Annotated in this window: 29 protein-coding genes and 3 pseudogenes; 21 read left to right on the top strand and 11 right to left on the bottom strand. The window is 59.5% G+C overall.

Annotation, left to right across the window (positions count from 1 at the left end; translation table 11 throughout):
- Nucleotides 1-4: 4 nt before the first annotated feature.
- The 3 genes from AC0L27_RS31665 (at nucleotide 5) to AC0L27_RS31655 (ending at nucleotide 801) form a co-directional block, all read left to right on the top strand.
- The gene (locus AC0L27_RS31665; RefSeq protein ID WP_473321585.1) at nucleotides 5-214 is read left to right on the top strand and encodes a hypothetical protein; all 210 of its coding nucleotides are present in this window, start codon (nucleotides 5-7) and stop codon (nucleotides 212-214) included.
- A 113-nt stretch (nucleotides 215-327) separates the two neighbouring features.
- Complete coding sequence (locus AC0L27_RS31660) at nucleotides 328-561, top strand: hypothetical protein (protein ID WP_409190310.1); 234 nt, start codon at nucleotides 328-330, stop codon at nucleotides 559-561.
- 3 nt (nucleotides 562-564) lie between these two features.
- On the top strand, nucleotides 565-801 hold the full coding sequence (locus tag AC0L27_RS31655) for a hypothetical protein (protein WP_473321583.1): 237 nt from the start codon (nucleotides 565-567) through the stop codon (nucleotides 799-801).
- Nucleotides 802-808: 7 nt separating this feature from the next.
- On the opposite strand, the pseudogene AC0L27_RS31650 reads toward AC0L27_RS31655, so the two are convergent.
- Nucleotides 809-990: pseudogene (locus AC0L27_RS31650) on the bottom strand (ComEC/Rec2 family competence protein); the annotation flags it as partial.
- Nucleotides 991-1,033: 43 nt separating this feature from the next.
- On the opposite strand from AC0L27_RS31650, the gene AC0L27_RS31645 reads away from it, so the two are divergent.
- The 8 genes from AC0L27_RS31645 to AC0L27_RS31610 all read left to right on the top strand — a co-directional run bounded on the left by AC0L27_RS31645 (nucleotide 1,034) and on the right by AC0L27_RS31610 (nucleotide 8,534).
- The gene (locus AC0L27_RS31645) at nucleotides 1,034-1,222 is read left to right on the top strand and encodes a helix-turn-helix domain-containing protein (RefSeq protein WP_473321656.1); all 189 of its coding nucleotides are present in this window, start codon (nucleotides 1,034-1,036) and stop codon (nucleotides 1,220-1,222) included.
- Between the two features lie 257 nt (nucleotides 1,223-1,479).
- Nucleotides 1,480-2,694 (top strand): CBASS cGAMP synthase, encoded by a 1,215-nt coding sequence (locus AC0L27_RS31640; protein WP_473321582.1) that lies wholly within the window; start codon nucleotides 1,480-1,482, stop codon nucleotides 2,692-2,694.
- Between the two features lie 33 nt (nucleotides 2,695-2,727).
- Complete coding sequence (locus AC0L27_RS31635; RefSeq protein ID WP_473321581.1) at nucleotides 2,728-4,359, top strand: ThiF family adenylyltransferase; 1,632 nt, start codon at nucleotides 2,728-2,730, stop codon at nucleotides 4,357-4,359.
- Nucleotides 4,310-4,828 carry a Mov34/MPN/PAD-1 family protein gene (locus tag AC0L27_RS31630; RefSeq protein ID WP_473321580.1) on the top strand — a complete coding sequence of 173 codons (519 nt, stop codon included), beginning with the start codon at nucleotides 4,310-4,312 and terminating at the stop codon, nucleotides 4,826-4,828. The genes AC0L27_RS31635 and AC0L27_RS31630 overlap by 50 nt, the downstream gene beginning before the upstream one ends.
- Nucleotides 4,829-4,839: 11 nt before the next feature.
- Nucleotides 4,840-5,550, top strand: a complete 711-nt coding sequence (locus AC0L27_RS31625; protein ID WP_473321577.1) for a hypothetical protein — start codon at nucleotides 4,840-4,842, stop codon at nucleotides 5,548-5,550.
- Nucleotides 5,551-6,091: 541 nt separating this feature from the next.
- Nucleotides 6,092-7,105, top strand: coding sequence for a hypothetical protein (locus AC0L27_RS31620; protein WP_473321575.1), 1,014 nt, complete (start codon nucleotides 6,092-6,094; stop codon nucleotides 7,103-7,105).
- A gap of 4 nt (nucleotides 7,106-7,109) precedes the next feature.
- Nucleotides 7,110-7,883, top strand: a complete 774-nt coding sequence (locus AC0L27_RS31615) for a hypothetical protein (RefSeq protein ID WP_473321574.1) — start codon at nucleotides 7,110-7,112, stop codon at nucleotides 7,881-7,883.
- Nucleotides 7,884-8,093: 210 nt separating this feature from the next.
- A complete protein-coding gene (locus AC0L27_RS31610) occupies nucleotides 8,094-8,534 on the top strand; it encodes a hypothetical protein (protein ID WP_473321572.1) in 441 nt (146 codons plus the stop codon).
- 118 nt (nucleotides 8,535-8,652) lie between these two features.
- Here AC0L27_RS31610 and AC0L27_RS31605 read toward each other — a convergent pair whose 3' ends face one another.
- Nucleotides 8,653-9,063, bottom strand: coding sequence for a ComEC/Rec2 family competence protein (locus tag AC0L27_RS31605; RefSeq protein WP_473321655.1), 411 nt, complete (start codon nucleotides 9,061-9,063; stop codon nucleotides 8,653-8,655).
- 1,178 nt (nucleotides 9,064-10,241) lie between these two features.
- Between AC0L27_RS31605 and AC0L27_RS31600 the strand changes: the two are divergent.
- The 6 genes and pseudogenes from AC0L27_RS31600 to AC0L27_RS31575 all read left to right on the top strand — a co-directional run bounded on the left by AC0L27_RS31600 (nucleotide 10,242) and on the right by AC0L27_RS31575 (nucleotide 13,243).
- A pseudogene (locus AC0L27_RS31600) lies at nucleotides 10,242-10,500 on the top strand (hypothetical protein).
- 160 nt (nucleotides 10,501-10,660) lie between these two features.
- Entirely contained in the window at nucleotides 10,661-10,828 is a 168-nt protein-coding gene (locus AC0L27_RS31595; protein WP_473321570.1) for a hypothetical protein, read from the top strand.
- Between the two features lie 219 nt (nucleotides 10,829-11,047).
- Nucleotides 11,048-11,374, top strand: coding sequence for a hypothetical protein (locus AC0L27_RS31590; RefSeq protein ID WP_473321568.1), 327 nt, complete (start codon nucleotides 11,048-11,050; stop codon nucleotides 11,372-11,374).
- Nucleotides 11,375-12,266: 892 nt separating this feature from the next.
- Nucleotides 12,267-12,626, top strand: a complete 360-nt coding sequence (locus AC0L27_RS31585; RefSeq protein WP_473321566.1) for a hypothetical protein — start codon at nucleotides 12,267-12,269, stop codon at nucleotides 12,624-12,626.
- 2 nt (nucleotides 12,627-12,628) lie between these two features.
- Nucleotides 12,629-12,913: a hypothetical protein gene (locus AC0L27_RS31580; RefSeq protein WP_473321564.1), complete on the top strand. Its 285-nt coding sequence runs from the start codon at nucleotides 12,629-12,631 to the stop codon at nucleotides 12,911-12,913.
- A 153-nt stretch (nucleotides 12,914-13,066) separates the two neighbouring features.
- Nucleotides 13,067-13,243: a hypothetical protein gene (locus tag AC0L27_RS31575; RefSeq protein ID WP_473321562.1), complete on the top strand. Its 177-nt coding sequence runs from the start codon at nucleotides 13,067-13,069 to the stop codon at nucleotides 13,241-13,243.
- Nucleotides 13,244-13,749: 506 nt separating this feature from the next.
- Here AC0L27_RS31575 and AC0L27_RS31570 read toward each other — a convergent pair.
- The 3 genes from AC0L27_RS31570 to AC0L27_RS31560 all read right to left on the bottom strand — a co-directional run bounded on the left by AC0L27_RS31570 (nucleotide 13,750) and on the right by AC0L27_RS31560 (nucleotide 15,842).
- A complete protein-coding gene (locus AC0L27_RS31570; protein WP_473321560.1) occupies nucleotides 13,750-13,887 on the bottom strand; it encodes a hypothetical protein in 138 nt (45 codons plus the stop codon).
- Nucleotides 13,888-14,713: 826 nt separating this feature from the next.
- Nucleotides 14,714-14,953, bottom strand: a complete 240-nt coding sequence (locus AC0L27_RS31565; protein ID WP_473321653.1) for a hypothetical protein — start codon at nucleotides 14,951-14,953, stop codon at nucleotides 14,714-14,716.
- Between the two features lie 751 nt (nucleotides 14,954-15,704).
- Complete coding sequence (locus tag AC0L27_RS31560) at nucleotides 15,705-15,842, bottom strand: hypothetical protein (RefSeq protein WP_473321558.1); 138 nt, start codon at nucleotides 15,840-15,842, stop codon at nucleotides 15,705-15,707.
- Nucleotides 15,843-15,905: 63 nt separating this feature from the next.
- Here AC0L27_RS31560 and AC0L27_RS31555 point away from each other — a divergent pair, with 63 nt between their 5' ends.
- Nucleotides 15,906-16,097 carry a hypothetical protein gene (locus AC0L27_RS31555; RefSeq protein WP_473321556.1) on the top strand — a complete coding sequence of 64 codons (192 nt, stop codon included), beginning with the start codon at nucleotides 15,906-15,908 and terminating at the stop codon, nucleotides 16,095-16,097.
- A 298-nt stretch (nucleotides 16,098-16,395) separates the two neighbouring features.
- Here the strand turns inward: AC0L27_RS31555 and AC0L27_RS31550 are convergent.
- From AC0L27_RS31550 to AC0L27_RS31525, 6 genes and pseudogenes are all read right to left on the bottom strand, one after another.
- Nucleotides 16,396-16,684, bottom strand: a pseudogene (locus tag AC0L27_RS31550) (transposase); the annotation flags it as partial.
- A gap of 944 nt (nucleotides 16,685-17,628) precedes the next feature.
- Nucleotides 17,629-18,960 carry a tyrosine-type recombinase/integrase gene (locus tag AC0L27_RS31545; protein ID WP_473321555.1) on the bottom strand — a complete coding sequence of 444 codons (1,332 nt, stop codon included), beginning with the start codon at nucleotides 18,958-18,960 and terminating at the stop codon, nucleotides 17,629-17,631.
- Nucleotides 18,961-19,656: 696 nt separating this feature from the next.
- Nucleotides 19,657-20,334 carry a hypothetical protein gene (locus tag AC0L27_RS31540; protein ID WP_473321553.1) on the bottom strand — a complete coding sequence of 226 codons (678 nt, stop codon included), beginning with the start codon at nucleotides 20,332-20,334 and terminating at the stop codon, nucleotides 19,657-19,659.
- A gap of 54 nt (nucleotides 20,335-20,388) precedes the next feature.
- Nucleotides 20,389-20,871: a transcription elongation factor GreA gene (gene greA, locus AC0L27_RS31535; RefSeq protein WP_275174635.1), complete on the bottom strand. Its 483-nt coding sequence runs from the start codon at nucleotides 20,869-20,871 to the stop codon at nucleotides 20,389-20,391.
- Between the two features lie 90 nt (nucleotides 20,872-20,961).
- Entirely contained in the window at nucleotides 20,962-21,477 is a 516-nt protein-coding gene (locus AC0L27_RS31530) for a hypothetical protein (protein WP_354207951.1), read from the bottom strand.
- A 157-nt stretch (nucleotides 21,478-21,634) separates the two neighbouring features.
- The gene (locus tag AC0L27_RS31525) at nucleotides 21,635-21,973 is read right to left on the bottom strand and encodes a hypothetical protein (protein ID WP_354207953.1); all 339 of its coding nucleotides are present in this window, start codon (nucleotides 21,971-21,973) and stop codon (nucleotides 21,635-21,637) included.
- Nucleotides 21,974-22,228: 255 nt separating this feature from the next.
- Here AC0L27_RS31525 and AC0L27_RS31520 point away from each other — a divergent pair, with 255 nt between their 5' ends.
- The 3 genes from AC0L27_RS31520 to AC0L27_RS31510 all read left to right on the top strand — a co-directional run bounded on the left by AC0L27_RS31520 (nucleotide 22,229) and on the right by AC0L27_RS31510 (nucleotide 26,188).
- Nucleotides 22,229-22,462 carry a DUF3551 domain-containing protein gene (locus AC0L27_RS31520; RefSeq protein WP_275174633.1) on the top strand — a complete coding sequence of 78 codons (234 nt, stop codon included), beginning with the start codon at nucleotides 22,229-22,231 and terminating at the stop codon, nucleotides 22,460-22,462.
- A gap of 325 nt (nucleotides 22,463-22,787) precedes the next feature.
- Nucleotides 22,788-24,323, top strand: coding sequence for a peroxidase family protein (locus tag AC0L27_RS31515; RefSeq protein WP_275174632.1), 1,536 nt, complete (start codon nucleotides 22,788-22,790; stop codon nucleotides 24,321-24,323).
- A 263-nt stretch (nucleotides 24,324-24,586) separates the two neighbouring features.
- Complete coding sequence (locus AC0L27_RS31510) at nucleotides 24,587-26,188, top strand: tetratricopeptide repeat protein (RefSeq protein WP_473309404.1); 1,602 nt, start codon at nucleotides 24,587-24,589, stop codon at nucleotides 26,186-26,188.
- Nucleotides 26,189-26,270 lie beyond the last annotated feature (82 nt).

The raw sequence follows: 26,270 nt of genomic DNA, 5'->3' as shown, positions 1-26,270 counted from the left end.
TGAGATGCTCAAGGAACGCGCAACGGCGAGTGATCTCGCCCACCTCATTACCGATAAAATCGGTGTTGCGGACCTGAAAATTGCCATCCGTCCGGATCATGCATACAAATGGGTACCAACCGTTGTCTCTGCCCCGGCCGATCCGATTGGCTTTCAGAGACGGGCAGAAGAAATCGCCGACCGGCTGCGAGTTCGGTTCGACTTGGCCCAGTAGCCCCCAGCCGTGCGTTCAAGCACCCAGGATCCGCATGGAGATCGTGGCTGAAGCCGTTTGTTCGATTATGCGGGTAGTGCTTCTTTCAACGACAGTGGCCGAGCAGCATTGATATGGATCTAGACCTCCGAAACGAGCTTACAGAACTGCTGGATGACATCCGTAAACGCCAGCGCCACATCGAAGACCAAGCTTTTCTAATCAGCGTGCTGGATCGGGATGGTCACAGCACATCGGAGCAGCAATCCGAGCTGAAGTACGAGCGGAAGCAGCTCGCCTTGCAAATGGAGAGGCAGACTAAGCTTCTGAAGAAGGCAGGCGCGATTCCAGGAATGATCATTGGCTGAGCGATGAATCTAGGCAGCCGAATACTGCTTGCCACCCTGGCGATGTTCATCTTGTGGACCGTCGTGCGGGCGCTTAAACGCGGGGTCGTCTACAGCCGGGGCTACAGTTTCAGCCTTGACGACAGCCCGTTGCTATTCACGCTTGCTGTGGTCGTCCACTGTCTAGGCGCCGTGTTCTTCGCCTATCTTGCGGCTGGCTATGACATGCCGGGGTTTGCCCGCCTTTTGGGTTGGCATTGACCGCTCAGCGCGTGACCGCGATCATCCAATCGATGCCGATCCCCACCAGAACACGCGGTCGAATCCGAACGGCGCCGCAACCAATCCCAACAGCCCGGCAGGCATCACCAGCGCCGAAACCACCGGCATGGCCCCGAGATTGGCGAGCACGCCGAACGGCGTGACACAGTGAAAGTGGAAGGCTGCGTAGGCGAGGTCGCAAGGCCGTCATAGGGCTCTCGTCGACTTTCTTATCTCAAAACGAGAAGCGGCAGGTCTGACGCAAGCTGAACTAGCTGCTCGGCTAGGAGAGTATCAGTCGTTCGTAGCCAGGGTGGAAAGCGGACAGCGACGTCTTGATGTAGTGGAGTTCGTAGAGATCGCCGACGTGCTTGGATTTGACCCTGTGAAAGCCATATCGGCCATCAGAAAAGTTTCCTGATGAACGAAGTTAACAGCTCGGCAATCCGCGCTCAGGTCTCCTGCCGATCGTCATCCACAAGCACAGTACGGCCTGGAAGCGCGGGAAACCCGCTGGCGGCGAGCCAACACGAGCGAGATGGTATATTTTTCAAAAGGTTAAGACCTTCCTATCCGCGCCAGCCGAGTGTGGTCCGATTTTGTTCACGTCATCCCTTGTACCAGTGCCCCAGCACACCTACATCATCCAGAGCGAGGTTTTGCTCCTTGGGGGGGTCCTTGACGCAACTTAACCTGCACCGCGTTTTCACGGATTCACTGTCGAAGACTGATTTTCTGGCGCAACTGGCGGTGCCGGAAACGCAGGAAAAGCAACTACGAAAGGCGCGCGACGATATTCGCGACGCCGTGAAGGCCGGCTTCGCAGACTGGCAACGCATGGCGCCGCGGCGGGTTTTGATGGATGCGACCGCGTTGCGCAAAGGCGTTGCCGATCCTCCGCTTCGTCCCAAGTTCCGAATGCAAGGCAGCGCCTGTCCCGCATACCGCACGCTCAACAATCCCGCGCACTCGCCACCGCAGCAGATCGATTACGACGACGGAATCTATCTTCCGGTGTCATTTCTCGCTGAGACCGGCAATCCGGTGATCGCCGCCTCCGGATATTTTCACCTAGTGGAGACTATGCTTGCTCCTTTGTGCCGCGACCGAGGATGGACGATCGACACCACGACCAAGAAATGTGTGCGCATAACGCTCGACAACAATGCACATATCGACCTTCCGCTCTATGCGATCCCTGATCAACAATTTACTCGGCTTGTCGAGGACGCAGCTTTGGCGAAGAAGGCGGCTGATCGCGCGATTTATCTGCTCTCCAGCGAGCTCGGAGATGAGGTGTATAAGCGCCTCAACCAGGATGAGTTGCGGCTGGCGCTTCGGGAAGGCAAGTGGATCGGATCTGACCCCCGCTTGATGGAAGACTGGTTCAAAGACGCTGTCGCGACGCACGGACCGCAAATTCGGCGGGTCAGCCGCTATTTCAAGGGCTGGCGCGACTTCACATGGCTCAACGATTGCAGCCTGTCATCGATCATTCTGATGAAGTGCGTCGTTGACACCTTTGACGACCTCAAGGGACGCATCCCCGATAACCGGGATGACCTTGCCGTAATCGAGGTGGCATCGAGGCTTGATGGGTATTTCGCGGGTCAAATTGGCAACCCCGTTTTGCCCGTCGTTCTGAACGACAACTGGACCCCCCAGGATCGCGCAGCGTTCAGACAGAAGGCCGGGGAGCTTCATCAGCGAGTCCGCGATGCTGTGCACGGCACAGACAATATCGCCCATGCGCTCGCGAGCCTTGCTAAGGCCTTCGGCCCGCGCATCCCTCAAGAGATCGCTCTCGCATCTACGACCGCGGAAGCGACTATTAGGTCGTACCAGCCCACCAAGCTGCCCGCCCGCGAGGTGCCACGCACGAAATCGGGATGACCTTTGGACTCGCGGCAAGAGATTCACCAGGAAATGGTCGCGCGTCACTTTTCGCGCAACCGACAACACACGAAGTCAATTCGCTACGAGGGTGTGCTTGACGTCCGCGGACGGCGTGTATCGGTCGCCGTGGAGTATGCGTCACCTCATTTGTCCAGTCTGCCTAAGCTCTATTTGACCAATCGGATGCGCGATCTGCCCGAAGCGATCGCGCATATCGAAGAGAATGACCGCGTCTGCTACGCGCGCGAAGAAGAGCTTGTTCTCGATCCTCACAATCCGCGAGGCTCGGTCGCACTTTGCATGCTTAAGATGCACGAGACCCTTGAGCGCATCAGCAAGCACGAACTGCAAGATGAAGTTGCGCAGGAATTCCCTCAACACTGGCGAGGCACTGCGACCTACATCGATTTACCGATGGAGGCTGAACAAGCGTTTGCGTTCGCGGTTCCTCGTGAGGGCGGGATTTTCAGCATCATCGCCGAGTCCGCAAAACGATTGAAGCGCTTTGACTTTGATCCTACGCAGATCAAGGCTGCGGATCGGGACAAGATACCGGTTGTCCTGATTAAGGCGCAGCGTAGCCTTACCTTCACGCGCACTGTGCGCCTGCCATATACACTCGCCGAACTGATTGCCTGGCTGACACTTTTAGGGAAAGATCTACCGAAACAACTGATCGCAGGCGTGGCTCAAGCCTGGCCACGACAATGCTTCTTTCTTGTTAGAGGGCCGAATGGGGATGTGGGCGGAAAACTGGATATTCCGCCGCTGCTTGCCAATGCCGTTCAACGGCCGCAGTTCTTGGCACAGCTATTGGAGAAAAGAGCCGATGAAATCGGAGTGCAGCGCCTTACGGGCGCTTCACTCGATCCTTCTTTCATCTATCATCGCAACATGGCGGGTCAACCAAACCTAGGCGCCAAGCGAATTGCACTTGTCGGGGTTGGAACGATCGGCGGTTGGCTGGCGCGTTTTCTGGCGCAATCGGGAGCCGGGACGGCTGGCGGACGTATTGCCTTGTTCGACACGCAAAATCTCGAACCCGGAAATCTTGGCCGTCACTGGCTCGGTATTCCGTTTCTCGGTAAGAACAAGGCCGTAGCTGCGCGAGAGGAGCTTTCGCGAACGAATCCCGACTGCGACGTTGCGGCACTCCCTGCAAGTGCCTTGGAGCATATGGCAGATCTTTTGGATTGCGATCTTGTGATTGATGCGACGGGCGAACAGGCACTTTCTGACGTCCTCAATGCTGACTTCGTCAAGGCTCGGCGCGAAGGGGCGACGGCCCTGACGAGCCTGCACGTTTGGCTGCTGGGTGGCGGCGTTGCTGCACAGGCCGTGTTAGTCGACAAACCGGAGTACGCCTGCTTCCGTTGCTTGCGGCTTGATCACGGGGGCGAGCGCTTCCGGGTTTTGGATCCAGATCATCCCGTCGCCTTGGCGCCGGCGAGCTGCGGAGAAGGCGCATTTTTCCCTTATGGCGTGGGAGCGTCGGCGATCGCGGCCGGTCTTGCATTGCAAATGAGCCTTGATTGGGTAAAGGGGACGCCGTCACCGCGTCTGCGCACCATTCGGATCAATCACGATGCGACGTTTATAATAAAGGACGCCAATGCTCCGGCGCTTCAAAAATGCCCTGCTTGCGCCACTGCGGCCGCCTGATCGATATGTGCTCGTTCACTATCCCGTGGTGGCAATGATGCAGGAAGCAGTGGCGACCTGCGAAGGTCAGCCGGAATCGGGGGGCATTCTCCTTGGCAGCGTTCGCGGACCGCATCTAGAAATTAGTGGTTTCACGATGCCTGCACATGCAGACGATCGAACCATGGTGAGCTTCGTTCGTCAGGATCGATCGCATCAGGCCGCTGCCGATGATGCCTTAAACAAATCGAACCACGAGATTGGCTTTATCGGTGAGTGGCATACACATCCCTGGGGCCCGCCGATACCATCAATGACTGATCGGTCAAGTTGGGCCGGTCTTGCAAGGAAGTCTGGCCATCCGATGTACTTCCTTCTTGGAAGCCCACAAGGTTGGCGAGGCTTCCAAGTGGCACATCGAAAAGCAGGGACTTTCTACGCCGAATTTGTTGAACACGAGCGTGGCGTTCTGGGCGTTGTTTTTCGGTAGGAGATGCAGCGATGTACCAGGTTCTTGGGCCTAAGATCATCGTGGGGGTTGCTAGCTGGATCGCAGCGAGCGTTGTCGTCGTGCTGGGATATTTCAGCATCCCAGTTTCTGCCCGGATAACGGTCGCACTGGTCGATGCATTTCTGTTTTTTGTTATCTTCGCAAAGTGGGTTTGGCGGCCGATTTGGAACAAGACCGGCCGGCTCGGTCAATTTCTGGCCGACAAAATCTATCCTGACCTGAACGGAACCTATGATGTCGTTCTCGAAAGCAACTGGCCCGTCGTTAAGCGGATGCTCGATGCGTCGCGCAAAGAGGCGGAGCGATTTGACCCGTTCAGTCTTGATCAGGAGCCACCTGCCCTTCTTCGCCTAGAATTCGAAGCTACTATTGAACAATCCTGGTTCGACATTCGCATGCGGATGTATCCGAAGAATACCGACGCAGTTATCAAATCATCGCGGACTCTTGCGACGGTCCCCTTGAGCGCTACGCATTCAAACGACAAAGAGCTCATCTACATGTTTGAGCAAGAGAATGAAAATCGGGCGCCAACCGACGATGAGCGCTTCTGCGGAGCTGCGCGGGTTGTGATTGACCCTTCCAACCCACGCCGGCTTTCGGGCAATTATTGGAACAACCGCATGTGGCGGCGGGGCGTGAACGCGGCGGGCAAAATAACCCTGACCAAGACTTCCAACGCGGTAGTACGCAAGAACTAAGGCCGTGAACCCAGAACCCGGCGCCGTGATGCGACGATGCCTACGTCGACTTTGCCCCTTTAGGTTTGCCGCGGGCTGACGTGAACGTCACGGCATTGCCCACGTCTTTCGTCTTGCCGACCCGGATCTTAGCGGGCTGTTGTCCTTGCGGGTGATGACCGCGCTTGCGATGGCGAGGATCATCTGGTCCACGTTTTCGCGTCGTGCTGGTCCGCACCAGGAACGCCGCGCAGGTACTCACGGAACTTTTCGACTTAACTGACTTCAACCGGCATGGCTTCCTCTTATTTCTTTCGAGCTTCCCAAGTCTCCAGAACGAACATGGTTATGGTATGCGCTGCATGGACGGCGAGCCGGGCAATGGCTTCCATCCTGTAGGTCCGCATGTTCCCGCGGCCGTGCGCCGACCGTTCGTGTAGCCCACAATTATGAATCCTATTGCCGGCTGACCAAAGAACGTGCAATCTTCGGCTGTCAACATCCCCAGTTGGCACAATCGCCAGGCGGTGTGGATGCTGTTCCTTACTCCTGCGAGGTCGCCATGCAGCGCATCATCCTCGTCGCTGTTGCTCTCTCAGGGATCCTTTGGCCGACCGCACTGTATTGCAACTCACTTGAAACGCACGGACTTGATCCGACAGCACCTTCGTTGCCGCCGAACCCAACGGAGGCGCAACGTCTGGATTTTGCATTCCGATCGTATCAGTGGCTCAAAGAGTTTCACCCGATTGAGACCTTTAAGCCTGCCCCAGCGGGGTATATGACCGCCGCCGAGTGGCAGGCAACAGAAGCTCTCGCGGCTATTGCTCCGGTCCAGGATGGTCCAGACGACATAGCAAACCAAGAGTGGCACGATCACGAGAGGGACGTTGCCTACAATCTGGTGAAAGACGTTGCTACAATGGAGGCCGGAAGCCTGGCTGACTTCCTGAAACCAGTCCCCGCCGGTGATCTGGGCAATGGCGCCTGGAGGGACAGCCTGATGACGCACATTGCTGAGATGTCGAGCGGCTACTCACGTGTCAACGCGGCGCATGACCTTTTATTTCCCGAACAGAGCGGACTAGCCGACGTTCCTCAAAAAGGCCCGGTGATGAAGAGCGAGTATCACGCTGTCACGAGGGAAGATTCGGAAGCATTGCTGAAATCCCTCGAGAAAGCCGAAGAGGCGAGAAGGGCAATCAAGAGTGCGCTGGATAAGCATCAGGCTGCATTCACCGCCGAAGCCGCGCGCTATGATAGGCTTCTGCCAAGCGCGAGAGATCAATTGGCACGAGCTAATGCCGCTAGTGCAGCCCGACAAAAAAAGGCCAGTCAGGGCTTCGATCCGATCGGCGATGTCCTTGGCGTAGTTCCGAACCTTTTGACGAACGGGAAGGTCCAGATACCGGTTGCGGGGAGTGCGCAAGGACCAGCTGCCGAGAGTCGACCTGGACCCTGGTTGCCACCCGAAAATCGAGGTCCCGGCCCATGGGAGGCTCCGCCGCCAACTATTGAGCATCAACCAGTAAGGCCCGCGAACAGTCCAGAAGTGAAGATCGAGCCACGAGGGTGAAAACATGTCTCGCAAGCTACTCGCCCTGTCCTCTGTGCTTTGCGCAATCTCGATGAATACCTTTGCACAAGCTTACGAGTTCGAGAACAAGGAGCCCTGCCCGACGACACCGCAAGGACGCGCTCTGAAAATTCGCTGGGTCGATTTCATATCCAATAAATGGGTAGAACGTGATGCGAAGGGTAACCCGAAAAATCCCAACATAACCTCGGTATTTGATGTTCGCTTCGACCACGGGGCCAAGTATGGCGACAAAATGTACAAGACCGAGAGCAGGCCATTTTCTGACATCTATATGGGCTCATGTTACACCACTCAGTATACCGGTCACGGTCATTGGCAATCGGCTGGTTGGAACAAGTTGAAGCAGCAGAGTGAACTCGGTAGATCAGCTGGGCTCACACCTGAGGCCTATCATCTCAACATTTGGGGCCGGGATTTCACGTACGACAACAGTGGCGCCATTTACTACAAGAAAGAACGTATCGGTACGCTCGCTTGCGAACTCTCTAACACTTGCTCTGCTTACGGTGACAATAAGCCACCAGATAGCCGACCATCCGTTGACGTAGAACGGTTCTTTCAAAACGCCGGTAAGGCCATTGAGAAGGGGGCTCACGACGCAGGCAACGCGATCGAAAAGGGCACTCATGATACAGGTAATTCAATTCAGAAGGGTGCCCAAGACACAGGGCACGCTGTGGAGAAGGGTGCTCACGACGCGGGGCATGCCGTGGAAAAGGGAGTGCAAGACGTTGGTCACGCGCTCGGTTTCTGAACCTTAGCCAGGCCTCCAGGTCCCAAGAGCACTGATGAGACCATGCGTTCCGATGTTAAAGCTTTTGGTCGGCGTGGAGGCGTGAACGTTCTGCTGTGTCGCTCGATGGGCGCGCACAGTGGAGTCGTGGCCTGAAGCTCAGCATTTCCTCTTGCCATTTTCGGCGAAACCGTTTTGCCTTGGCTTGTTAACGGCAGGACGGAGAAAGTCATGCTTTCCAACGCTGAGCGAGGAAAGGCCTTTCAGATTCTTTGTGGAGACGCTTTAAAGCAGGCGCTTCTACGGGAAGTTGAGCTGGAGGTACTCATGTCGATTGCGGCTGGCAAACTTCACTCTTTCGATCTCGCCACTAGGGAAAGAGACATTGTTGCTGAGTGCAAGGCGTTTGGATTCACTGCAACGGGAAACATTCCTTCTGCTAAAATCAGTACGCTTCGCGAGGCGGCGATGTACCTGCAGTCCTTACAGGCAAACGTTATGAGGCTTCTCATCGTCAAACTCGCGCCTCATCCAAAACGGCACGAGAGTCTGGGACGGTATTTCGTCAGGCTAAACGCTCATCATCTTGACCGGGTGACTGTGCTAGAGATGCCTGAGAGCGGCGGCGAGTTCGCTTGCATCTACGGGCAGTTCGGCGCTAGCCTCAGCTAAACTTGAATCCTACGCTCGTTCGTTAGCTCGCTTGCGCAAGCTGAGCGCCAAGGCTATTTTCCGAATGTGCATACCAGCTATTCAATAGCGCATACCTCGACGCATCAAGCAGCGAGGTTTAGCCAGGATTTACCCCTTTTGGGCTTGCCAGGAACTCCACCGCTAAGCCTTTGACAAGCAAAGAGATTTTCTCAAAATCTGGACTTGCAAAGGACATTTGGAAGCTCGGACGCACCAGCGCCTCCGGGCGACCGCAAGCACGATCAGGGCTGCCACCGCCCAGCGTGCGGAGGCAAATGGTGCGGCGATCGACCATCACAGCGATCAACACCGCGGTCATAAAGAACGACCCCACTTCCGCGCCGGACAGCAGGAGATAGAACGCGGCGGCGAACAGTGCCGCAGCCGCCGACCATTCTTGATTGCGAAGCCGGCGGCCAATCCCGGAATGAGCGCAAGCAGCGCGCGCACCGCGAAGAACACGACACCGGCGACCCCCGGCGACCACGGCCATGTGGTAACCCGAGATCGGTCAAGAAAGATTTTATGTAGGAAATAGAGCGCTTTAATGCGCCATTGCTTCCCGAAATTCCGGACTGGGAAGCAGATGGTAAGCGGGTCCGGAGGCAACTGGCCTCGGGCCGGCAGCAGTTGGCCATGAACTCGAGCCCTGCCCGCTGCTCAGGGATGGTCTGGCGCAGATTCAGGCAGGTGCGCTCCATGCGCGGGAGCTCGTTGATGTCGTGCTGATGCCGCCCCATCCGGCGGATTAGACTCCAGCGTGCACCAAGCCGTCAAGAGTCGCCACCCGGAAATTTCCCAATACCGCTTTCCTCGAGCCGGCCGGATGATCTCAAAATGAAATCATGCAAGCCAAAGCAGTGGACCGAGACCGAGCGAAAGAGGCTTGCCGCGATGGCACGTCGGCGCGGCGCGTCGGAAATTGCGGCAGTGCTCGGGCGGCATACCGGATCGGTGAAGCGGATGGCGCGAGAGATGGGATTGCTCCTGAAAAAATAGCTACCGGCTCTCCCACACCCAGAAGCGCAGTAGCTCGCGCGTTTCACCTCGCCGCATCCGCACCTGATCCAAAGCACGCGGAGCCGAGCGCTTTGAGAGAATTAGCGTGATTGTGAAACAGTTCACATTTGCTCAGGCTGGGACCTGCTAGATCTGGCGCGCTGGGGATTTCAAGGGGCCCAGTGGAGCAACGCCGCCGGGACACTCATTTCGAGCCCGACGGCGTAATTTTTTGCGGCTGCGTCTGGAACGCGCTCCAAAAAGCCCCTGCAGCCTGAACCTGATAGCCTGTCGATTGTCCACACCGACGACGCGCAGTAGCTCGCGCTCGTTCCGGACCACCAGTAATCGACAATTTGCGAGGTGCTTACGATGCCGCTTTGATGCGGCATGCGCTCTGTTCGTCGATACACAAAATGGTCGGGCCACTATCCGCTCTCAGCCCCGCTGAATGGCTGGCTGAGGGCCAATGTGACATGCAACGTTCAATGCCTGAACGGCAGCTGCAATCGCATGGTTGATTTGCGGCTCGACGCGCTTCCGCAGGATCAGCCGTGGTCGCGTCGGCTTGCGCCTGGTCTGCTCGGCATGCGGCGCCGCAGGATCTGTGCATATCGTGCCGAATTGGCGTGATATTCCCAGGCGAGCCACGTCATCAAGCATGGGCTTCAGGTTTTGATTCTCGCAATGAAACTCGTCACCGAACGCCCTTTTGCCGATCCGGAAGTCGCCGCCCGCCAGCTCGTTCAGCTGGCTTCGGGCATCGAGCCGGTGCAGGACGGCCGGGTCCACATCGAGAAGATCAACTATCCCTTTCTCTACACTCTCAAGGCAAGCGGCGCAGAGTTCGGGCGCCGGCATCAGGTGCGCTGTTGAGAAGGGCTGGCTCGAGCTGCATGAGAGCGGGACCTACGTGCGCCTGATCAAAGCCGACGGGCACGGATAGAAACGGCCCCAGCACACACCCCTATGGGCCGGGGCCGTTGGAGGTCCCTAGGCGGCAGGTCACCGCCAATGAGGGCCCAAGGCTAGTCGCGTCCGGCAATTAGTTCTGTTCACTTTTGGACGCTGCTATATTGTTCCCTCGAGGGGAACGAGTAGCCGCAATGAAAGACATGCAGGCTCAATTGGAAAAGCTCCGTGCGGATGCGGCGGAGTGCGCCCTCATCCGCGACCTGGCGAGCGACCCGAAGAAACGAGAGCTTTTCACTCGGCTGGCCGATCACCTGACGGTTCTCGCATCAGAAGTTGAACGCGCAAGCGCCGAGGTCTGAAGCGCGGCTGATGAAGGCGGGGCTGGGGTTGGCCTTTCGACGAAGCGGTAGGCCTCAGACCCCCAGGAATTTCCCAGGTGTAGACCGCGAGTGCCGAATAACGATAGCCAAATCGGGGAGTCTGCTGAACAACCTTAGTTGTTAGTAAAGCGCTAACTATTAGAGTTCCAAATGATCACCGTAATACTACGAGGCATTTTTTAGGAAGAGTCGGATTCCATGTCAGAAGTTATCAGTTTTCCCCACGCGGCCCGAGAGCAGTCCAAGCTGCATCCCGCGATGCTTCGGCTTCAAGGGCTCGCAACCGTGACCTCTGAACTCAACGGAATGAACCTCCGTAACCAAGATGACATTAAGCGGGCGCTGTGGATTCTGGATCTCACTAACCGATGCATTAAAATTATTCTGTCCGACTTCCGCGATGATCCCTCTATGGACAAACTCATCAAACTAGCGGGCGAGCTGGCGGATTCGGTAGAGCGCGCTCGCCGAATGGTACATCATTTGGCATTCACCCTAAGTAGCGCATCCGTTCGCCGCCATTGAAACCGCAAGCGACCCAAGTTCAAGCCCGATCTGCTGAAGCAAGCAGCCTCCTTACCGCAAGCTGGTCGCAAAACGAGCCGCGCAGTATGGGATGCCTCAACCGAGCCTTCCTGAAAAACCAAAATAGAGTAGTCCAGTCTCGGAGGTGCATCAGAAGTTCTCAGCCCTCTGCTTTGCTCGGCGGTAGAAGCCCCACAAGCCGATCACGAGAACGGCCCCATCACCGACGACCAGCAGAATGAGGATTCCTTCCAGCATCCGAATCACTCCCGCCCTGAACATGAGAATGGAGCCCGGGCGGGAATTGGTCATTAACACATAGCGGGGTGGGCAGTTTACTGCCTTGCAGGCGGCAGCCGACCGTCAGGGCCGCGACGATGCGGTGCTCTCACGTTGGCCGGCGGCTTTTGCACCCTGTCGAGCGCGCACTGCGACTAGCTCCTGCTGGAGCTTGATTTGCTGATCGGAGGTCAGAGCCGGTCCGCGCCTCGGGGGCACATCTTCAACGGCGGGATACCCCGAGAGTGGAGCGGGTGCCTGCGCTCGTGCGTCCATCAATGAAGAGCCACCACTCAAATTCGCGCAAGCGTTTAGCGCGAGCCCGGATGCAAGCAACGCGGCAGCCGCAGCAATCACCCGCAATTCGTCCACCGATACTCAGCACACATCGGGCCTCGTTCACGCAGCAATGCGGGGCAATTAAGGCTAGCGGCGCATGGACTGGCGCCGATTTCGGAGGAGCCGCTTAACGGCAAACTGGTCACGCCTGCTGTGGAACAGAGCTCTCCCTGCGCCGTTTGCTGACCCGCTGGCTGCCAAGCTGGCAGAGCGGCCCCGGCCATTCCCTGCAACGCCTGGGCCGTCTCTCCGCCTCCGATTCCGGAGTAAGCGTATGCGTTCCTCGCCCTCGATCGTGCCGCTCGACCGCCTCGATCGCGATATCTATCTCGTCTTGGAAGATTTCGGCGCGCGCGCGGGCTGCGCCTGGCGGGAGACGGACGAGCAGGAAACTGACTTCGAGACGGTCATCCGCGATCTGCTGTCTGGCCAATACGCCTATCCGGTCCGCATCGTCGCATTCAATGCCATCGAGGGCTGGTCTCGCGATGCGACCAGTGAGGCTGCGGACGAGCTGGCCAGGCGCGACATGGACGATGGCGAGATCGCGCCGGCGCTGCGTGCTTTCATCGAAGCGAATGCCAGCCGCCCTTTTGCTGTCCAACTGGCGCTGCCCCTGCGCGGAGCTGGTTGAGCATGGCCCAGCTGACCCCTGCCGAGAAGATCGAGCAGAGTTACGATCTGGCCATGATGGCGCTAGCCGACTATCTCACGCACGAGCGCGATGCAGCAGTGATCGTCGAGCGGCTCATTCGCATTCTTGATCGCGACAGTCTGCGCGAGGCAATTCCCGAGGTCCTCGTCGATGCTCGCGTTCGAGATCAGAGCTCCCGGTGCGACCATGACCGTCTGGATTTACGATCAGGGCGAGGAGTTGAAGGTCTTCGCGACCGAGGAGATTGCGCAGGCTTGGCTCGATGAGAACGATCCCGACGGCGTTGCCTTCGAGTACGAGATAATAGGCACGCCGGAGGGAACAGGTGAAAGAGGCCGCCTGCTGAGGCGGCGTTGCTGGAACTAGAACCAAAGCTCTGTTACGATTGGGCTGTCCCCCCGACGAAGCGGGTGCACCCCTTGAGTGATTTTGCGGACGAAACCGTGTGGCTGCGGCATGACGTCGTGCGCCTACGGCTTGCGCTGCGCTTTACGCGAGCGCGCCAGACGGAGGCAATTCTGCAGGAAGCCATAGGCGAGGCCGAAAGGCGACTGGAAGCTCTAGAACAGCGCGAGCAGCAAACCAGGCCACTGTGAAATTCAACTTAGACCACTAGGGGTTAAAACAGGCCAGTCCCCCGAGGGCTATGGGAATGTTCTGGCAACAGAGAACAGGCCCGTCAGCGCAACCGCGGGCCTCAAGTGTCCACAGCACGACGCACTGGCCGCCCGGGATTCTGGCGAACACGGAAAAGCCGCAGCGTGGTTCCAGCCCCACTGCGGCCATCCCGGACAAACTAAAAGTCGGTGCTTAAATCTCGCCGGTGTTCTCACACTAGAACACCCCGTTCCGAAAATGGAGTCGGGAAAACTACCGGAGTGCGATGCTCGGTGTATTGTAACTCCAGGGCGAGCATGCACCGCTAGCTTTCCAGCCCCAATGGCTCCCGGCCGCCAATCCAATTGCGGATCAGAGCGCCAGGAGCCGCGAGGCCCGCCGGTTCGCCTGGCGGGCCTTCTCGTTTCACCGCCTCAACCGCCGACGGTGCGTCATCAGCCGTTGCCGGTCGCGCGCTTCCTGTGGGCTCGTCGACGACGCTTGATTAGTCACGCTCCGCCCGTATGCGCTTGATCTTGGCCGTCACGGTCGTCTGGTCCTCGGGCGAAAGCTGGTTGTACTTGGCCACAATGGTCGCGGTGCTCGGTACAGCAGCCGCCCGCCCGCGGCGCTCGTCGACCATCCTCTTGAGGCCCATAAGACAGCCCTCGCGCCGGCAGTACTCGGCAAGGTCCTCTGAGGGGGTTCGGCTCCCCGGGGGTGCGGCGAGCGTCCACTCGACCGCGAGCTATCGTAGGCGCCTGTTGATGTTGCGCGAACTGGCCGCTATCGACGGATGGATCGAAAAGAGCGGCGAAGAGATGACCCGTGCCCAGGCAGTCCGCCGCCTGGTCGAGATCGGGCTAAAGGCGAAAAAATGAGTGAGGCGCTAGACGATCTGAGAAAGCAAGCCGAACAGGCGGAAACCAAAGCCCGTGAGCTTCCGCAGGATCCCGAGCGCGACCGGCTGCTATGTGAGCTGGCGGACTTCCGCGCGACACTCGCGAGGCTAAGTAACCCAGAAAAAATGGATAGAGCCTAGGAAGGTTGTGCGGGCCGTGCTGCTAGCAACGGCGGGTTTGCAATTTTCCCCGTTATCCACAGTTGCGGGCTTGTCCCGACTTGACAATGCCGTTTGACTCGTAGCCGAGCGGAAGTAACCTGCGTCTTTCCGATTGTTTTTCTTGCGGGGGAAATTCAATGGACAAGATCGAGCGAGCTTTCGTGCTTATTGCACTGGCGGGCTTTTACGGCACGATCGCCGGGCTGACTTGGCTGATCGTGACCTAGAAATTATCTACCGCAAAATGAGGCCGGCTGTGTGTAGGAGCCGGTCTCCCGAAGTTGCGCCCATTCCGCGGTTGCGCTTCAATCAATTGCCGGCGCCGATCGTGCGGAGCGGCAGCTGGCCTAGGCCGCGGGTGCCGCTATCACGGTGACCTGCGGCCTTTTCGCGCGTCCAGGCGAGATCAGTACCAGTCGCGGTTGTTTTGGAAGCATGCCTGTTTGGTGCGGTCCCAGACAAAATCACGGCCACCGCAGGGTGGGCGGGGGCGAGAGGTCGCCGGACATTCATTTCGAACCTTGGCTCCGGTGCGCCAGCCGTCAGCTTCACAGGCGCCGCCGCTGGTCTGATGGCACCCGTCGCCACAACCATCCGCCGCATGAGCCCCACTGACAAAAGCGAGAAGCGAGCTCGCCACGAGCATTCCTTGTACGATTCTTATCACTGCCAGTCTCCTCGAAAGAGAATGATCCACAGTACGAAGCCCGACATCATAGCTCTTGCCGTGTCCCCCTGGGCTTTCGCTATTTGGGGCGATATTTCGACGGAGCAAGGAATGGCCGGCACTGCGTCTTGGCGGGCGCCGGCTTCTTGCCATCGGATTGCACCTTTGACCTCGTTAACGCTGAGACCTTGGGCGTCCGAAGAGACCGAGCGGCTACGGCAGCTCGCCAGTGACGGAAAACTGATCAAGCATATCGCCGTTGCACTTCAGCGAAGCGAAGCGACTATTCGGCGAAGAGCCGAGGAGTTCGGCATAGAAATACGGCGAAGTTGGCTGCGGTCTCGGCTGCCAGACCTTCCGACACATCCCGAGCGCACAGCAATCATCGCCCTTCACCACGGCCTGCCACTCCCGCCTGGTGTAGGGCCAGTAACCCTTGAAGGATTCAAGCAAAAACGGTGGATTGAGATACAAGGCGGCGTTTGGCAGGCAACGTCTGCCGGACTTGACGCAATTCTGCGCAAGATACCTGTGCAGGAGTAGGCTTTCGCCCGTCCGGTAAGAGCGTTGCGCCCGCCTCTTACGTCCTCCGGTTACGGAACAATCTGTGACATTCGGCGTGGACATGGATTGGCGGCTTGAACGGCCGCCAAAGCTTGAGGGCCACTACCTGACGCGCGGCCTTGATCAGGTTGAAGTTGACGGCTTGTGCGCGATCTGCTGCATCGGCTCAATTCGGCGTGCAGGCGACGTTGGCCGTTGCGCCTGGGCCGAGCCCGCGCTGCCGCAAATAGGTCTGCAGGATCGCCGCGGCATCGGCCTGACATTCCGCAATCGCGGTGGGGTCGGTGGGGTTAACGAGTGACATACCCTTGATCTCCCGCCGAAGTTGAGAAAGGCTACTTTCATTCCCGGTTGAAGGTGTTGCGTCATGAGTATTGCGAACTTGAGCGATGAGAGCGTCCTTCGTCTTTACGAAAACATCCGGATCCAGGCTGCGGCCGATCGTGCGGCAGGCGGCCGCTACCATCTCCTCGGCGACCCCGCGAGACAACGCGCCGACATCCTCCGCGAGGAGATTGATCGCCGGCGGCTGAGCGCCGATCGGATCGATTGGCCTTAATGGACGATCTCTTGATGCTCAACGTCGATTTGGATCATTTGTAAGGCGCAGCTTAGGATCTTCAGGCTGAACTACATTTTGTGCTCGATGCGAAGCCGGTCGACACTTTCGCGTTAGGAGATGTCGCTAGGCGGACAAGAGAGGTCGCCGCGCGGCTCGAAGCTGTCACTTCCGCGATCTTGAAGGGCACCAGCGGACCGCATTGAGCGCTGGTGCAGCCCGCTGCGGGGAGTGCATGGCTAAACAAAGTATTTCGTCTCCGTTGGATTTTTCTTCAAGAATTGCGCGCCAGCAGCTCAAGCTCCATTTGCCGGCACAGAGCAACGAACTTCGCGCAAACCTTCCGGATCGCCGCGCCATTGTCCTTCCGGAAGTCGGCGATTGTCTTGTGATCGGGAGCAAAGGCGGCCGATCAGCCACATCACCTCGATATTGCGGCAAGCCTCACGTTCCAGGCGGCGACTGGATTGCACCCGATTGAGATAACCGTAAAGCTTCAGAAGGACCGCTGGATGATAGGAGGGCCCGCCCGTCTCCTTGGCGATCACACGCTCAAACCGCAGTTTATGCAGGTCGAGCGCCTCGACGGCGGGAGATTTCATGTAAGCGTCCCTTTGAGGGCAACGGCTCTCGATGACGGCAGTCAGCCTGTCCCGTTGAGGGCCAATAAGCGAGGCGAGAAAGAAGCCGCCGAGACGAAGAGCTTCGCTGGCACGCAGTGGGACCACCGGACGAGATTAAAATCAGGACCTGTCGTGCGCGTACTTCTCCAAAAGCAGCCGGTTATATTCATCTCTCACGGCTCTTCGCGAAATATGCCCTTTTCGGTCTTTGGCAATCTTCAGAAGATCAGGATCTGTGGGTGCCCGCGATTTCCGCCCAAATCTCGCAAAGAGTCTGGTAGCAGGCGCCGACCCCCTTCCAAACAGCCGGTCAAACCATCGCATTGTGTCCTCCCGGACAGACCGCCCTTACAACAGTATCACCATGGATTTGGGGGTCAAAAGGACAGCACTGCTGCATCTTTTGAAAAGCTTGCCACCATACCGCAGCAAAAGGCTTGAGCAATGCCGAGTATCGGTCGCTGTTACACCGCGCAGGTTTCCGGCTGGTGCGGATTGTGCCGGTTATGGACGGCGCAAGCTTCGGGCTGTTCGAAGCCGCTCCCCTCGATCGAGCATCCGAACCTATAATTATCAGTCGAACGCGCGACAGAGTCCGCTTGAAGATCTTGCACGCCCGGCGCGGGTCCCATCGAAAGGCCCGACCATCTCAGATCTGAGCTTTTGTCCGTCTGGTGATAGTGGCGGCTGGCTCACCGCTCGGTTGTCAAAACGGACCAACAGCGTCGACTAGCAGATTGTTGAAACGTACGCCGCTGACGTGCGATCGCGAGTCATTGCCTGCCGACAACAGCACTGGAGCAGTGGCGGCGCAATCCGAACCACCCGCTGAAATGGCGATATATCGATGGCAGCCGCTCTATCGTGTTGATGCACTGTTGACTGTCTGGCCAAGTGCAATGGAGCTACTAAGGCGCCTCAGCCGCAAAATGCTCACGGAGACGCCCGAGGAGCTCGGCCTTGATCGGGTCAAGCGGATTCGTCCGCTGCAGACGCACGATTTTGCCGACCCGTTTCGCACCGACCAACTCCGCAATGTAGTCGTGAGCCGCTTCGAACGCCATCTTGCGGATGATCCACTGTTCGTCATGATTGTAGACCTGATCGATTCCGCTTGGCTTTTGCCCAACACACAGCCGCTGGATTTCGTTGTCGTAGCCACAGCGTGACATGATGGTGCGCAAGCTGCGCCTCAAGTCATGCATGGTGAACTTGGCGACGCCCGCTTCCTTGACCAGGCGGTTGACCATCTTGGTAAAGCCGGACATCTGGCCGCCCGTCTTTGGCGACGGGAAGACATAGTCGGAGGTTGCCCGCTGGAAATGCTTCGCGGCCGTGAGCATCTCGTCAACCAGGTGAGTGCGCGGCACATCGTGGTGTAGCCCCATCTTGGTCCACGCTGCATCGAAAGTAATACGGTCGTCCATGATGTGCTTTCGCCATTCGATCATCGTAGGCTCACTGCGCCGCGGGCCACCGAGCAGGCACATCCGTGCCAGGAGACCGAAAGCCCCGAGCTTGCCGGTTGCACCCCAGACCTTGATGATTTCCTCATCACTCAGCGCGCGACCCTTCGTTCGGCGTCCGACCCTTTGCGCCCGGGTTTCCTTGGGCGCGCGATAGCCGGCGAGCACGTTGTGCTCGACATAACCTTCGCCGACGCACCATTCGAGGAAGGTATGCACGTGCTTGCGCAAGTCCTTGGCTGCGCCGCGCTTACCGGTCTTGGCAATCTTGTCGACCGCAGCCATGATCTGCCGTCGTGTCAGGTCCCCCACGCCGCTCTCGGCGTGATCCTTGAGCCCGCGCCGCAGCGCCGACACTGCTGGCTTCCAGTTGACGACTTGACGTTCGGTCAAGGACGTCTGGTAGGGACCATCTTCAACAATGAGCGTCGCGAGCGTGGTGCGTTGCTTTTCGGCTGCCTGTTTCCGCCTCGCCTCGCGCTTCGCATCGTTCGGGTCCAAGCCCTTGACGACCTCGCCTGCGGCGATGGTGGCGGCCTTGCGCGCGGCCTTCTCATTATATTTGGGCCACGCGCCGAGGGTCTTGCGCTGGGTCCCCCTCACCCCCGGCTTGGTGAAAAGGTAGACCCAGGTCCGGCCGCCGGTGGCGCGCATGCGCAAAGCGAGGCCGGGCAGCTTGTCGTCGTGGAGATAATGCTGCGCCTTCCCCGGCGGCAGCGTCGCGTTGCGGATCACCGCGTCGGTGAGTGTCAGCTGGTTGGCCGGCTCCGTCATGAATCCTTCCCTCTCTCTGCCCGGTGTGCCCCGCAACAACGGCGGTCAGTCCTCGAACAGAACCGGGTCTCAGACCTCCCCCGTTTTGTGCCCCAAGGGAAAATCCACGGCGGGCACAACGGGGGCATACAAAATGTAGTAAGGCCACCTATGGCCTCCTATGGCCACACAGGGCCGTAACCAACGTCAATTAAATAGTTTTTACATCTCAACTATGGCTGGATTTGGTTAGCTTGGATCTACCGATTGTGGTTCACACGGGAGAGGTCCAAGGTTCGATCCCTTGTGCGCCCACCATTCACCTTCCTGAACCCTGCTGATCGCGGACCCATCGCCGACGCCTGGCGATGTGTCGGGACCGCCTCAATCAAAAATGTCGAAAACAACCCCATGCACAGTAGCCGACCTCAGTCGGATCAAGGGGTTACCACTATGCTATTTTTCCGAAATCGGATTTGACTCGCCGGGCAAAACACCGGCATGATGGCATCGTCGCGGTGGCCTGAGCGGGAAGTATTGGTCATCGCCCTTGGGGCACTAGCTCTTTGCTTTGCGCATGATGTCACGTCGTCATTGCGAGCGCAGCGAAGCAATCCAGAGTCTTTCCGCGGAGACAGACTGGATTGCTTCGCTGCGCTCGCAATGACGGAGCAAGGGGTGAGACCGCGCCGATCGACGCCCACGCCATCTCAAGCGTCAAGCAACCCGCGCCGGCCGCCAGGCCGCGTACAGACCGACGAAGGTCCCGATGGCGACCAGTGCTGCGGCCAGCAGCAGCTGCAATTCCCCGTCGTCGGTGGTGCCTACGGACGACACGAGTCTGCTCACGACGACGAACAGAACGCCCACGGAAACTGCTGCACCCACGCCGAGATAGGCGAGTTCGCGCGTCAGGTTGCGGCCGAGGAGGCCGAGTGCCGTGAAATACATCGCGCAGGCGTTGGGATGAACGAACAGGGCAATTCGCGCGTAAGGGCCGTAGGCATCGAGCAAGGACTCACACCGGTTCAGCGCCGCCTTTGAGGCGACCCGCTGCAACAGCGGTCGGAAAAAGCGAGCCTGCCCGTAGCTCAGGACGGCGCCCACGATGATGGCCAGCCACGCCACGATGAAAACGGAGACGTCCGCGGGCTTCGGATTGAGCGCCACGGACATCAGGATGAGAGCGGTTCCGGGAAAATAGCCAAAATACGGGAAGACCGACTCCAGCAGCACGCAGACGAAAATGAAGACCAGAAACCACGACGAACCGGTCGCATCCTGGACGATGGCGTTCAAGTCGAAGAGATCAGTCTTGTACAGGACGAGGTACATGCACATGGCCAATCCGGCCAGCGCGTAGAACGGCAATGCTCCCGACAGAAACCGCCTCATCCAGCTATCGCGCCTTGTTGCGCGGACACAGCGGAAACCATCGATAAACGTCCCCTACCCAATCGACAAAATCTCGATCTCCTGCGCACCCGCCCCCACGACATCCCCGACCGCCTTCCCCATCAACGACTTCGCCACCGGCGCCACGAACGAGATCGAGCCGGCCTTGGGGTCGGCTTCGTCCTCGCCGACGATGCGATAGGTTTGCACGCGGCCATCGGCGCGGCTGAAGGTCACCGTGCTGCCGAAGGCCACGATATCGGTCGAGGCCGGGGCGGGAACGACCTGCGCCGTGCGCAGCCGTTCGGTGAGATAGCGGGCGTCACGCAAGGGCACCGCCGATTGCCGGCGCTTTTCGTTGACGTCCTCGATGGCTTGCGCGGCTTCATAGGCCTCGCGTGCGTCCTGAAGCTGTCTTTGCAGCGCCTGCAAGCCCGCTTCCGTCACGAGGTTCGGATGCGGCGAGATCGGCCGATCCGGCAGCAGCGTCTCGGCGGCGGTTTCCGCGCTCTCTTCTTTGGTAAAGGCAACGCTCAAGTCGAAAATCCTGTCGAACTGTTCGGGCTCACGGCCGGCACCGTCGCGCCGCGAGGAATTGCGGCGGGCCGAAGCTGGCGATCTCCCGGATCATATCTCAAGTTCGACGAAACGGCGCAGCTTGAAGACGATGTCCGGCATGGCCTGGCGGAACCGCGTGGCATCCCGGAACGTGGCCGAGAACGGCGCGAAGGTGATCATCGCGTTCCAGTGCCTGTACCCGTAGACCGTGACGGAGGCGCCGGTCGCCGGAAAATTCTCCAGCTTGCGCAGCTCGCCCAGGACGAGATCCGCGATTGCTTCAGCAGGCAGCAACTGCTTGCCATCAGGCGTCGTGGCGATCTTCGCCGGCGGCTCGACCGGCTTCGCGGCAGCCGGCGCCGCATTGGGCGCGCTCTCGGAATCGTTCTCTGAGTTGTTCTCGGGCTTGGCCGGCGGCGTATCGGGGACGGGCTCGACCAGCTCAAAAAATCCGTTCGTGGGCGCAGTCGGCGGCGGAACCTCGATGAGCGGCGGTGGCGCGACACTTTGTGCGGCGCGCTTGTTGCCTCCCAGGATGCTGCTGATCATGGCCACAAGGCCAGCATCCCTCACGTCGTCACTCATAACTCCCCCCAGGCTTCGACCTACTCTAGCACCGCTCGCGCGGACCGCCACTGGGGATGTATGGCCGGATTCCGCCCGGCCAAGATCCTGTTTCACGACCGTCTCGCGATGGCACCGGCGGCGCGATGCCCGATCATTTCGCGCCGCCGTGGATCCGTCACTGCTTATCGAACGGAACGTATTGCTGGTACTGCTTCGGCACCGAGCTGCGGTAGCGCGCGGGCACCGTGCCGCTGTCGACCGAGTGATCGATCTCCTGCTGCCGCGTCATCTTCTTCTTCGCCGGCTTCTTCGACGCACTCTTCTTGGAGTCGGTCGGCTGGCTGGAAGCGTCATTGGTGGCGCCCGGCGCTGTCGTCGTCGCTGCCGGCGCGGCGGTTGTCGCCGCAGGCGCCGCCGTTCCTGCGGCGGTTGGTGCGCCCTGTGCCAGCGCAAGCGGTGTCTGCATGAGAAGCGCCAGCGCTGCTGTCGCAGCCAGCAAGTATGATTTTTGCATTAGAACCTCCAAAATTCCTGATCCGAACAAGGCAAGCGTAGTTCTCCGGGATCGACGCGTGCAAGTCCGTTCACGATAGGCCGGAACCCCGTCGTGAACTGTGGCCGAGATCACATTGCCGGCGGCAGGCTGCGTCATGATGTGCCTTGTCGCGAACGCAAAAGCCGTTCGCCGACACCAACACAGGCATGACTTTGCAACAGACGAGCCAGGCCCGCTGACATTCCTATCCACTCGCTCTCGAAGGAGACTGAAATGCGTCGCACCATCCTCACACTCGCATCGCTCGCGGCCCTGATGGCCGTAGCAGCCCCGGCCGCCCAGGCACATCCTGCGAACGATCGATATTGCATCCAGGGCCGCTCGTGGGGTTACCCCGGCAATTGCCAGTTCGCCAGCTATCAGCAGTGCCTCGCCAGCGCGTCCGGCACGTCGTCTTATTGCGGCATCAACCCGCGCTACGCGTTCTCGCAGCAGCGCGACTACTGACGAATTCGCGGCGTGCGCGCATGACGCGCGCGCCGCCACAATTTTTGCGTGAAAACGATCCGCGTCGCCGATACCTCGGCGAATTGAAACTGTGCGAAGCCGCCTGCGTCCGTCGATGACGAGAATGTTATCCGTCTTCGCCACGGAGAATATTCACGATGCGCCGCCGTGGCTTGCAGGCGGGCGTCTCCTTCCGAAAATTTTGATGACGGGCAATTGTGATCCATCTCGCTCGTGGCAGGCGTGATCGCGCCTAGGCTGCAAACTCCAGCGCGAGGAACTTGAGCCCGAACTGTTTCATCCGACTTTTCAGGAAGGTGTTTCAATGAGCAGCCGCCACGCAATTGTTCCGCGCGGTCTGAACGCAACGCGTTCGCCGCTTTCGCAAGGCCGCTTCGGCCGCATGTTCCGCAAGCTCGCACCGGCCAAATTCGGCCCGAACGATTCCGACAATGTTGCAAACCTGTCGGCGCTCGCCGACAAGATGGTCGCCGGCTTCGACGGACCGAAGGACGGGCCGGACGCCGAAGAGAGCGGCATTCCCTCGCTCTACACTTATTTCGGCCAGTTCATCGACCACGACATCACCTTCGATCCGGTCAGCTCGCTGACCAAGCAGCAGGATCCCGACGGGCTCGTCGACTTCCGCACACCGTCGCTCGACATGGACAATCTCTACGGCCGCGGCCCGAACGACCAGCCCTACATGTATGACGGCATCAAGTTCCGCCTCGGCGAGAAGGTCACCGGCGCCGGCGTGCCCGATGCAGTCGATTTGCCGCGGTTCAAGGGCCGCGCGCTGATCGGCGATCCCCGCAACGACGAGAACAGCATCGTCTCGCAATTCCAGGCCTTGATGCTGCGCTTTCACAACCGCATGGTCGACGACAATGACAGCCTGTCGTTCGAAGACGTGCAGCAGCGCGTTCGATTCCACTATCAGTATGTGGTGCTGAACGACTTCCTGCCGCGCATTGTCCACGCCAGCGTGCTGGACGAGCTGAAGACCGCAGGTCAATACGACCGCAGCAAGCTCGCTTACTACCATTGGAAGACCTATCCGTTCATGCCGGTCGAGTTCTCGGTCGCGGCCTATCGGCTCGGGCACTCCATGATCCGCCCCGGCTACCGGCTGAACGACGCCGCCAACATGCTGCTGCAGATCTTCCCCGATCCCAACAATCCCGACCACAACGCACTGACCGGCTTCCGCGCGATGGGACCGGGACGCGCCATGGATTGGGGCCGCTTCATCGATCTCGACACCCGCCCCTACGGCGTCGAGGACGACGATACCAATCCCGACAACAAGAGACGGCTGCAGTTCGCCTATCGCATCGATGCCTCGCTGGTGGACCCGCTGCGCAAGCTGCCGCCGGAAGTCGCCTCTAATCCGGCGTCGCTGGCGCTACGCAATCTCGAGCGCAGCTGGCGGCTCGGACTGCCGTCGGGCCAGGCCGTCGCCAGGGCGATGAACCTGACGCCGCTGACCGACGACGAGATCATCATCGGCAAGGCCGTCGACGAGCCGGGACCGGGCGATCCGCAAGTCAAGATCGCGACCATCGCGAACGGCGTGTTCGCCGGCAACTGCCCGCTGTGGGCCTACATCCTGGCCGAGGCGCGGCAAAACGCGACGGACATGGCAATCCCCGCCACCGGTGGGCCCGCCACCGTCAAGACCCCGCAGCTCGGGCCGGTCGGCGGCCGCATCGTCGCCGAGGTCTTCCTCGGCATGATGTTCGGAGACAATTCCTCCGTGCTGTCGCTCGATCCGCAATGGACGCCGGTGACCGGCTCCAGCTTCGCGCTGAAGGACCTCGTCGCCTACGCGCTCGGCCAGGGCGATCCGCTGCATTGAGCGGGTAACGGACGATGGTGCAAGGCCGGTCGTCGTGCGAGCTGCCTTGTGGCCCACTCGCACGACGGGCGGGCGGATGGCTCCTGACAGGCGTGCTTCCCTAACGCGAATCCGTCCGCTTCCTGTTGACTCGCATCGCGAATGGAGAAATCCTTCAAAAACGCAATTGCCATTGCCAATTCTCAGCAGTACGAACTTCGGCGCCCTCGGTTTTATCGGCGCCATCTGACCAGATTTATTCTGAACAGAAAACGGAGGGGCCGATGCGCGCGCTCGCCTTGAGAACCGTCTCTCTTCTCGCCCTCGCTACCCTGAGCTCGATTTCCGGCACGCCCGCCGCACGCGCGGAGGACGGGGCCGATGAGCAATTTGGCAAGGTGCACTTCCAGACCTCCTGCAACGAGGTGGCGCAGCGCCGCTTCGATCGCGGGATGCGTTATCAGCACTCGTTCTGGTACCGGCCCGCAAAGGAAATTTTCGAGGAGACGCTGCAGGCCGATCCGGAATGCGCGATCGCCTATTGGGGCATTGCGCTGAGCCTGCTGTACAATCCGCATTTTCCCGCGCCTAAGGAAAACCTCACCGGAGGTATCGCCGCGCTGCAGAAGGCCAAGGCACTCGGCGCCAAGAGCGAACGCGAACGCGACTATATCGACGCGCTGCTGGCCTTCTATTCGGGCGACGAAAAGACGACGTTTGGCCAGCGCGCACAGGCCTATCTCAAGGCAACCGAAGCCGTCGCCGCGCGCTATCCCGATGATGACGAGGCGCAGATCGCCTACGCCATTACGCTGAATGTCACGGCGTCACCAAACGACAAGACCTATGCCAACCAGCTCAAGGGCGCTGCTATCCTGGAGCCGATCTTCAAGCGCCAGCCGCGGCATCCCGGCGTCGCGCATTATCTGATCCACCTCTATGACTATCCGGCGATCGCAGAGCAAGGACTCGACGCTGCCAAGCGCTATTCCGAGATCGCGCCGGCGGCACCGCACGCCTTGCATATGCCGTCGCACATCTTCACGCGCGTCGGCTACTGGAACGAATCCATCGACGCCAATAGCCGTTCCGCCAAGGCTGCCAAGGAGGGCAAGGACCCAAGCGAGCAGCTGCATGCCGACGACTATATGGTCTACGCCCTGCTCCAGCTTGCGCAGGACAGCCGAGCCAGCGAGGTCATCGCGGACATGGTTGCGACCACGGGCTATGCGCCGGCTGTCCGCGCCGGTCCCTACGCGATAGCAGCCAGCCAGGCGCGCTATATGGTCGAGCGTGGTGATTGGCAGGGCGCTGCTGCGCTGAAGGTCGAGCCGAGCCGGTTTGCCTATGTCGATGCGATCACCTATTTCGCCCGCGCTCTTGGCGCCGCGCGCTCCGGCAATGCAGACGCAGCAACGGCGGACATCGCCAAGCTGGCAGAGTTGCGGGACAAGCTGCAGCAGGACAAGGACGCCTATTGGACCGAAATCGTGGACATTCAGCGGCAGGTCGCTACAGCCTGGCAGCTCAACGCCCTGGGGAAACAGGCGGATGCGCTGGAAGCGATGCGCCTTGCCGCCGATGCCGAAGACAAGACCGAGAAATCCATCGTGACGCCGGGTCCGCTTGCCCCCGCACGCGAGCTTTACGGGACCATGCTGCTCGAACGTGGCATGGCGACGGAAGCATTGGCCGCGTTCGAAAGCACCATGCGCAAGGAGCCGAACCGCTTTGGCGCGACCATCGGCGCCGCTCGCGCGGCCGAGAAAGCGGGGGATGCTGTGAAGGCCCGCCAGTACTACGCGAAAGTCGTCGAAACGGCGAGAAATGGCGACTCGTCTCGGGAAGACCTCGCGGCCGCACGAAAGTTGATGGCTCAGAATTAGCAAAGGGGCCGCGGCAACGTCCATGCGCCTGACCAGCAAATTCGTTGCAATCAGCGCAGCCAGTGCGCTGCTCTGCGCAGCC

The organism is Bradyrhizobium sp. Ken51 (assembly GCF_055807435.1).
Note: the sequence above shows the minus strand (reverse complement) of the source record. Positions and strands in the feature narration are given on the sequence as shown.

What these genes read in the sequence shown, in the direction of transcription:
- AC0L27_RS31530 (WP_354207951.1), bottom strand. Translation starts at nt 21,477, where the DNA reads ATGAGTGACGACGTGAGGGATGCTGGCCTTGTGGCCATGATCAGCAGC.
- AC0L27_RS31560 (WP_473321558.1), bottom strand. Translation starts at nt 15,842, where the DNA reads ATGTCACTCGTTAACCCCACCGACCCCACCGCGATTGCGGAATGTCAG.
- AC0L27_RS31540 (WP_473321553.1), bottom strand. Translation starts at nt 20,334, where the DNA reads ATGAGGCGGTTTCTGTCGGGAGCATTGCCGTTCTACGCGCTGGCCGGA.
- AC0L27_RS31585 (WP_473321566.1), top strand. Translation starts at nt 12,267, where the DNA reads ATGCGTTCCTCGCCCTCGATCGTGCCGCTCGACCGCCTCGATCGCGAT.
- AC0L27_RS31615 (WP_473321574.1), top strand. Translation starts at nt 7,110, where the DNA reads ATGTCTCGCAAGCTACTCGCCCTGTCCTCTGTGCTTTGCGCAATCTCG.
- AC0L27_RS31595 (WP_473321570.1), top strand. Translation starts at nt 10,661, where the DNA reads ATGAAAGACATGCAGGCTCAATTGGAAAAGCTCCGTGCGGATGCGGCG.
- AC0L27_RS31515 (WP_275174632.1), top strand. Translation starts at nt 22,788, where the DNA reads ATGAGCAGCCGCCACGCAATTGTTCCGCGCGGTCTGAACGCAACGCGT.
- AC0L27_RS31510 (WP_473309404.1), top strand. Translation starts at nt 24,587, where the DNA reads ATGCGCGCGCTCGCCTTGAGAACCGTCTCTCTTCTCGCCCTCGCTACC.
- AC0L27_RS31665 (WP_473321585.1), top strand. Translation starts at nt 5, where the DNA reads ATGCTCAAGGAACGCGCAACGGCGAGTGATCTCGCCCACCTCATTACC.
- AC0L27_RS31655 (WP_473321583.1), top strand. Translation starts at nt 565, where the DNA reads ATGAATCTAGGCAGCCGAATACTGCTTGCCACCCTGGCGATGTTCATC.
- AC0L27_RS31565 (WP_473321653.1), bottom strand. Translation starts at nt 14,953, where the DNA reads ATGCTCGTGGCGAGCTCGCTTCTCGCTTTTGTCAGTGGGGCTCATGCG.
- AC0L27_RS31545 (WP_473321555.1), bottom strand. Translation starts at nt 18,960, where the DNA reads ATGACGGAGCCGGCCAACCAGCTGACACTCACCGACGCGGTGATCCGC.
- AC0L27_RS31620 (WP_473321575.1), top strand. Translation starts at nt 6,092, where the DNA reads ATGCAGCGCATCATCCTCGTCGCTGTTGCTCTCTCAGGGATCCTTTGG.
- AC0L27_RS31580 (WP_473321564.1), top strand. Translation starts at nt 12,629, where the DNA reads ATGGCCCAGCTGACCCCTGCCGAGAAGATCGAGCAGAGTTACGATCTG.
- AC0L27_RS31525 (WP_354207953.1), bottom strand. Translation starts at nt 21,973, where the DNA reads ATGCAAAAATCATACTTGCTGGCTGCGACAGCAGCGCTGGCGCTTCTC.
- AC0L27_RS31570 (WP_473321560.1), bottom strand. Translation starts at nt 13,887, where the DNA reads ATGGTCGACGAGCGCCGCGGGCGGGCGGCTGCTGTACCGAGCACCGCG.
- AC0L27_RS31635 (WP_473321581.1), top strand. Translation starts at nt 2,728, where the DNA reads ATGGTCGCGCGTCACTTTTCGCGCAACCGACAACACACGAAGTCAATT.
- AC0L27_RS31660 (WP_409190310.1), top strand. Translation starts at nt 328, where the DNA reads ATGGATCTAGACCTCCGAAACGAGCTTACAGAACTGCTGGATGACATC.
- AC0L27_RS31590 (WP_473321568.1), top strand. Translation starts at nt 11,048, where the DNA reads ATGTCAGAAGTTATCAGTTTTCCCCACGCGGCCCGAGAGCAGTCCAAG.
- AC0L27_RS31630 (WP_473321580.1), top strand. Translation starts at nt 4,310, where the DNA reads ATGCTCCGGCGCTTCAAAAATGCCCTGCTTGCGCCACTGCGGCCGCCT.
- AC0L27_RS31610 (WP_473321572.1), top strand. Translation starts at nt 8,094, where the DNA reads ATGCTTTCCAACGCTGAGCGAGGAAAGGCCTTTCAGATTCTTTGTGGA.
- AC0L27_RS31555 (WP_473321556.1), top strand. Translation starts at nt 15,906, where the DNA reads ATGAGTATTGCGAACTTGAGCGATGAGAGCGTCCTTCGTCTTTACGAA.
- AC0L27_RS31625 (WP_473321577.1), top strand. Translation starts at nt 4,840, where the DNA reads ATGTACCAGGTTCTTGGGCCTAAGATCATCGTGGGGGTTGCTAGCTGG.
- AC0L27_RS31520 (WP_275174633.1), top strand. Translation starts at nt 22,229, where the DNA reads ATGCGTCGCACCATCCTCACACTCGCATCGCTCGCGGCCCTGATGGCC.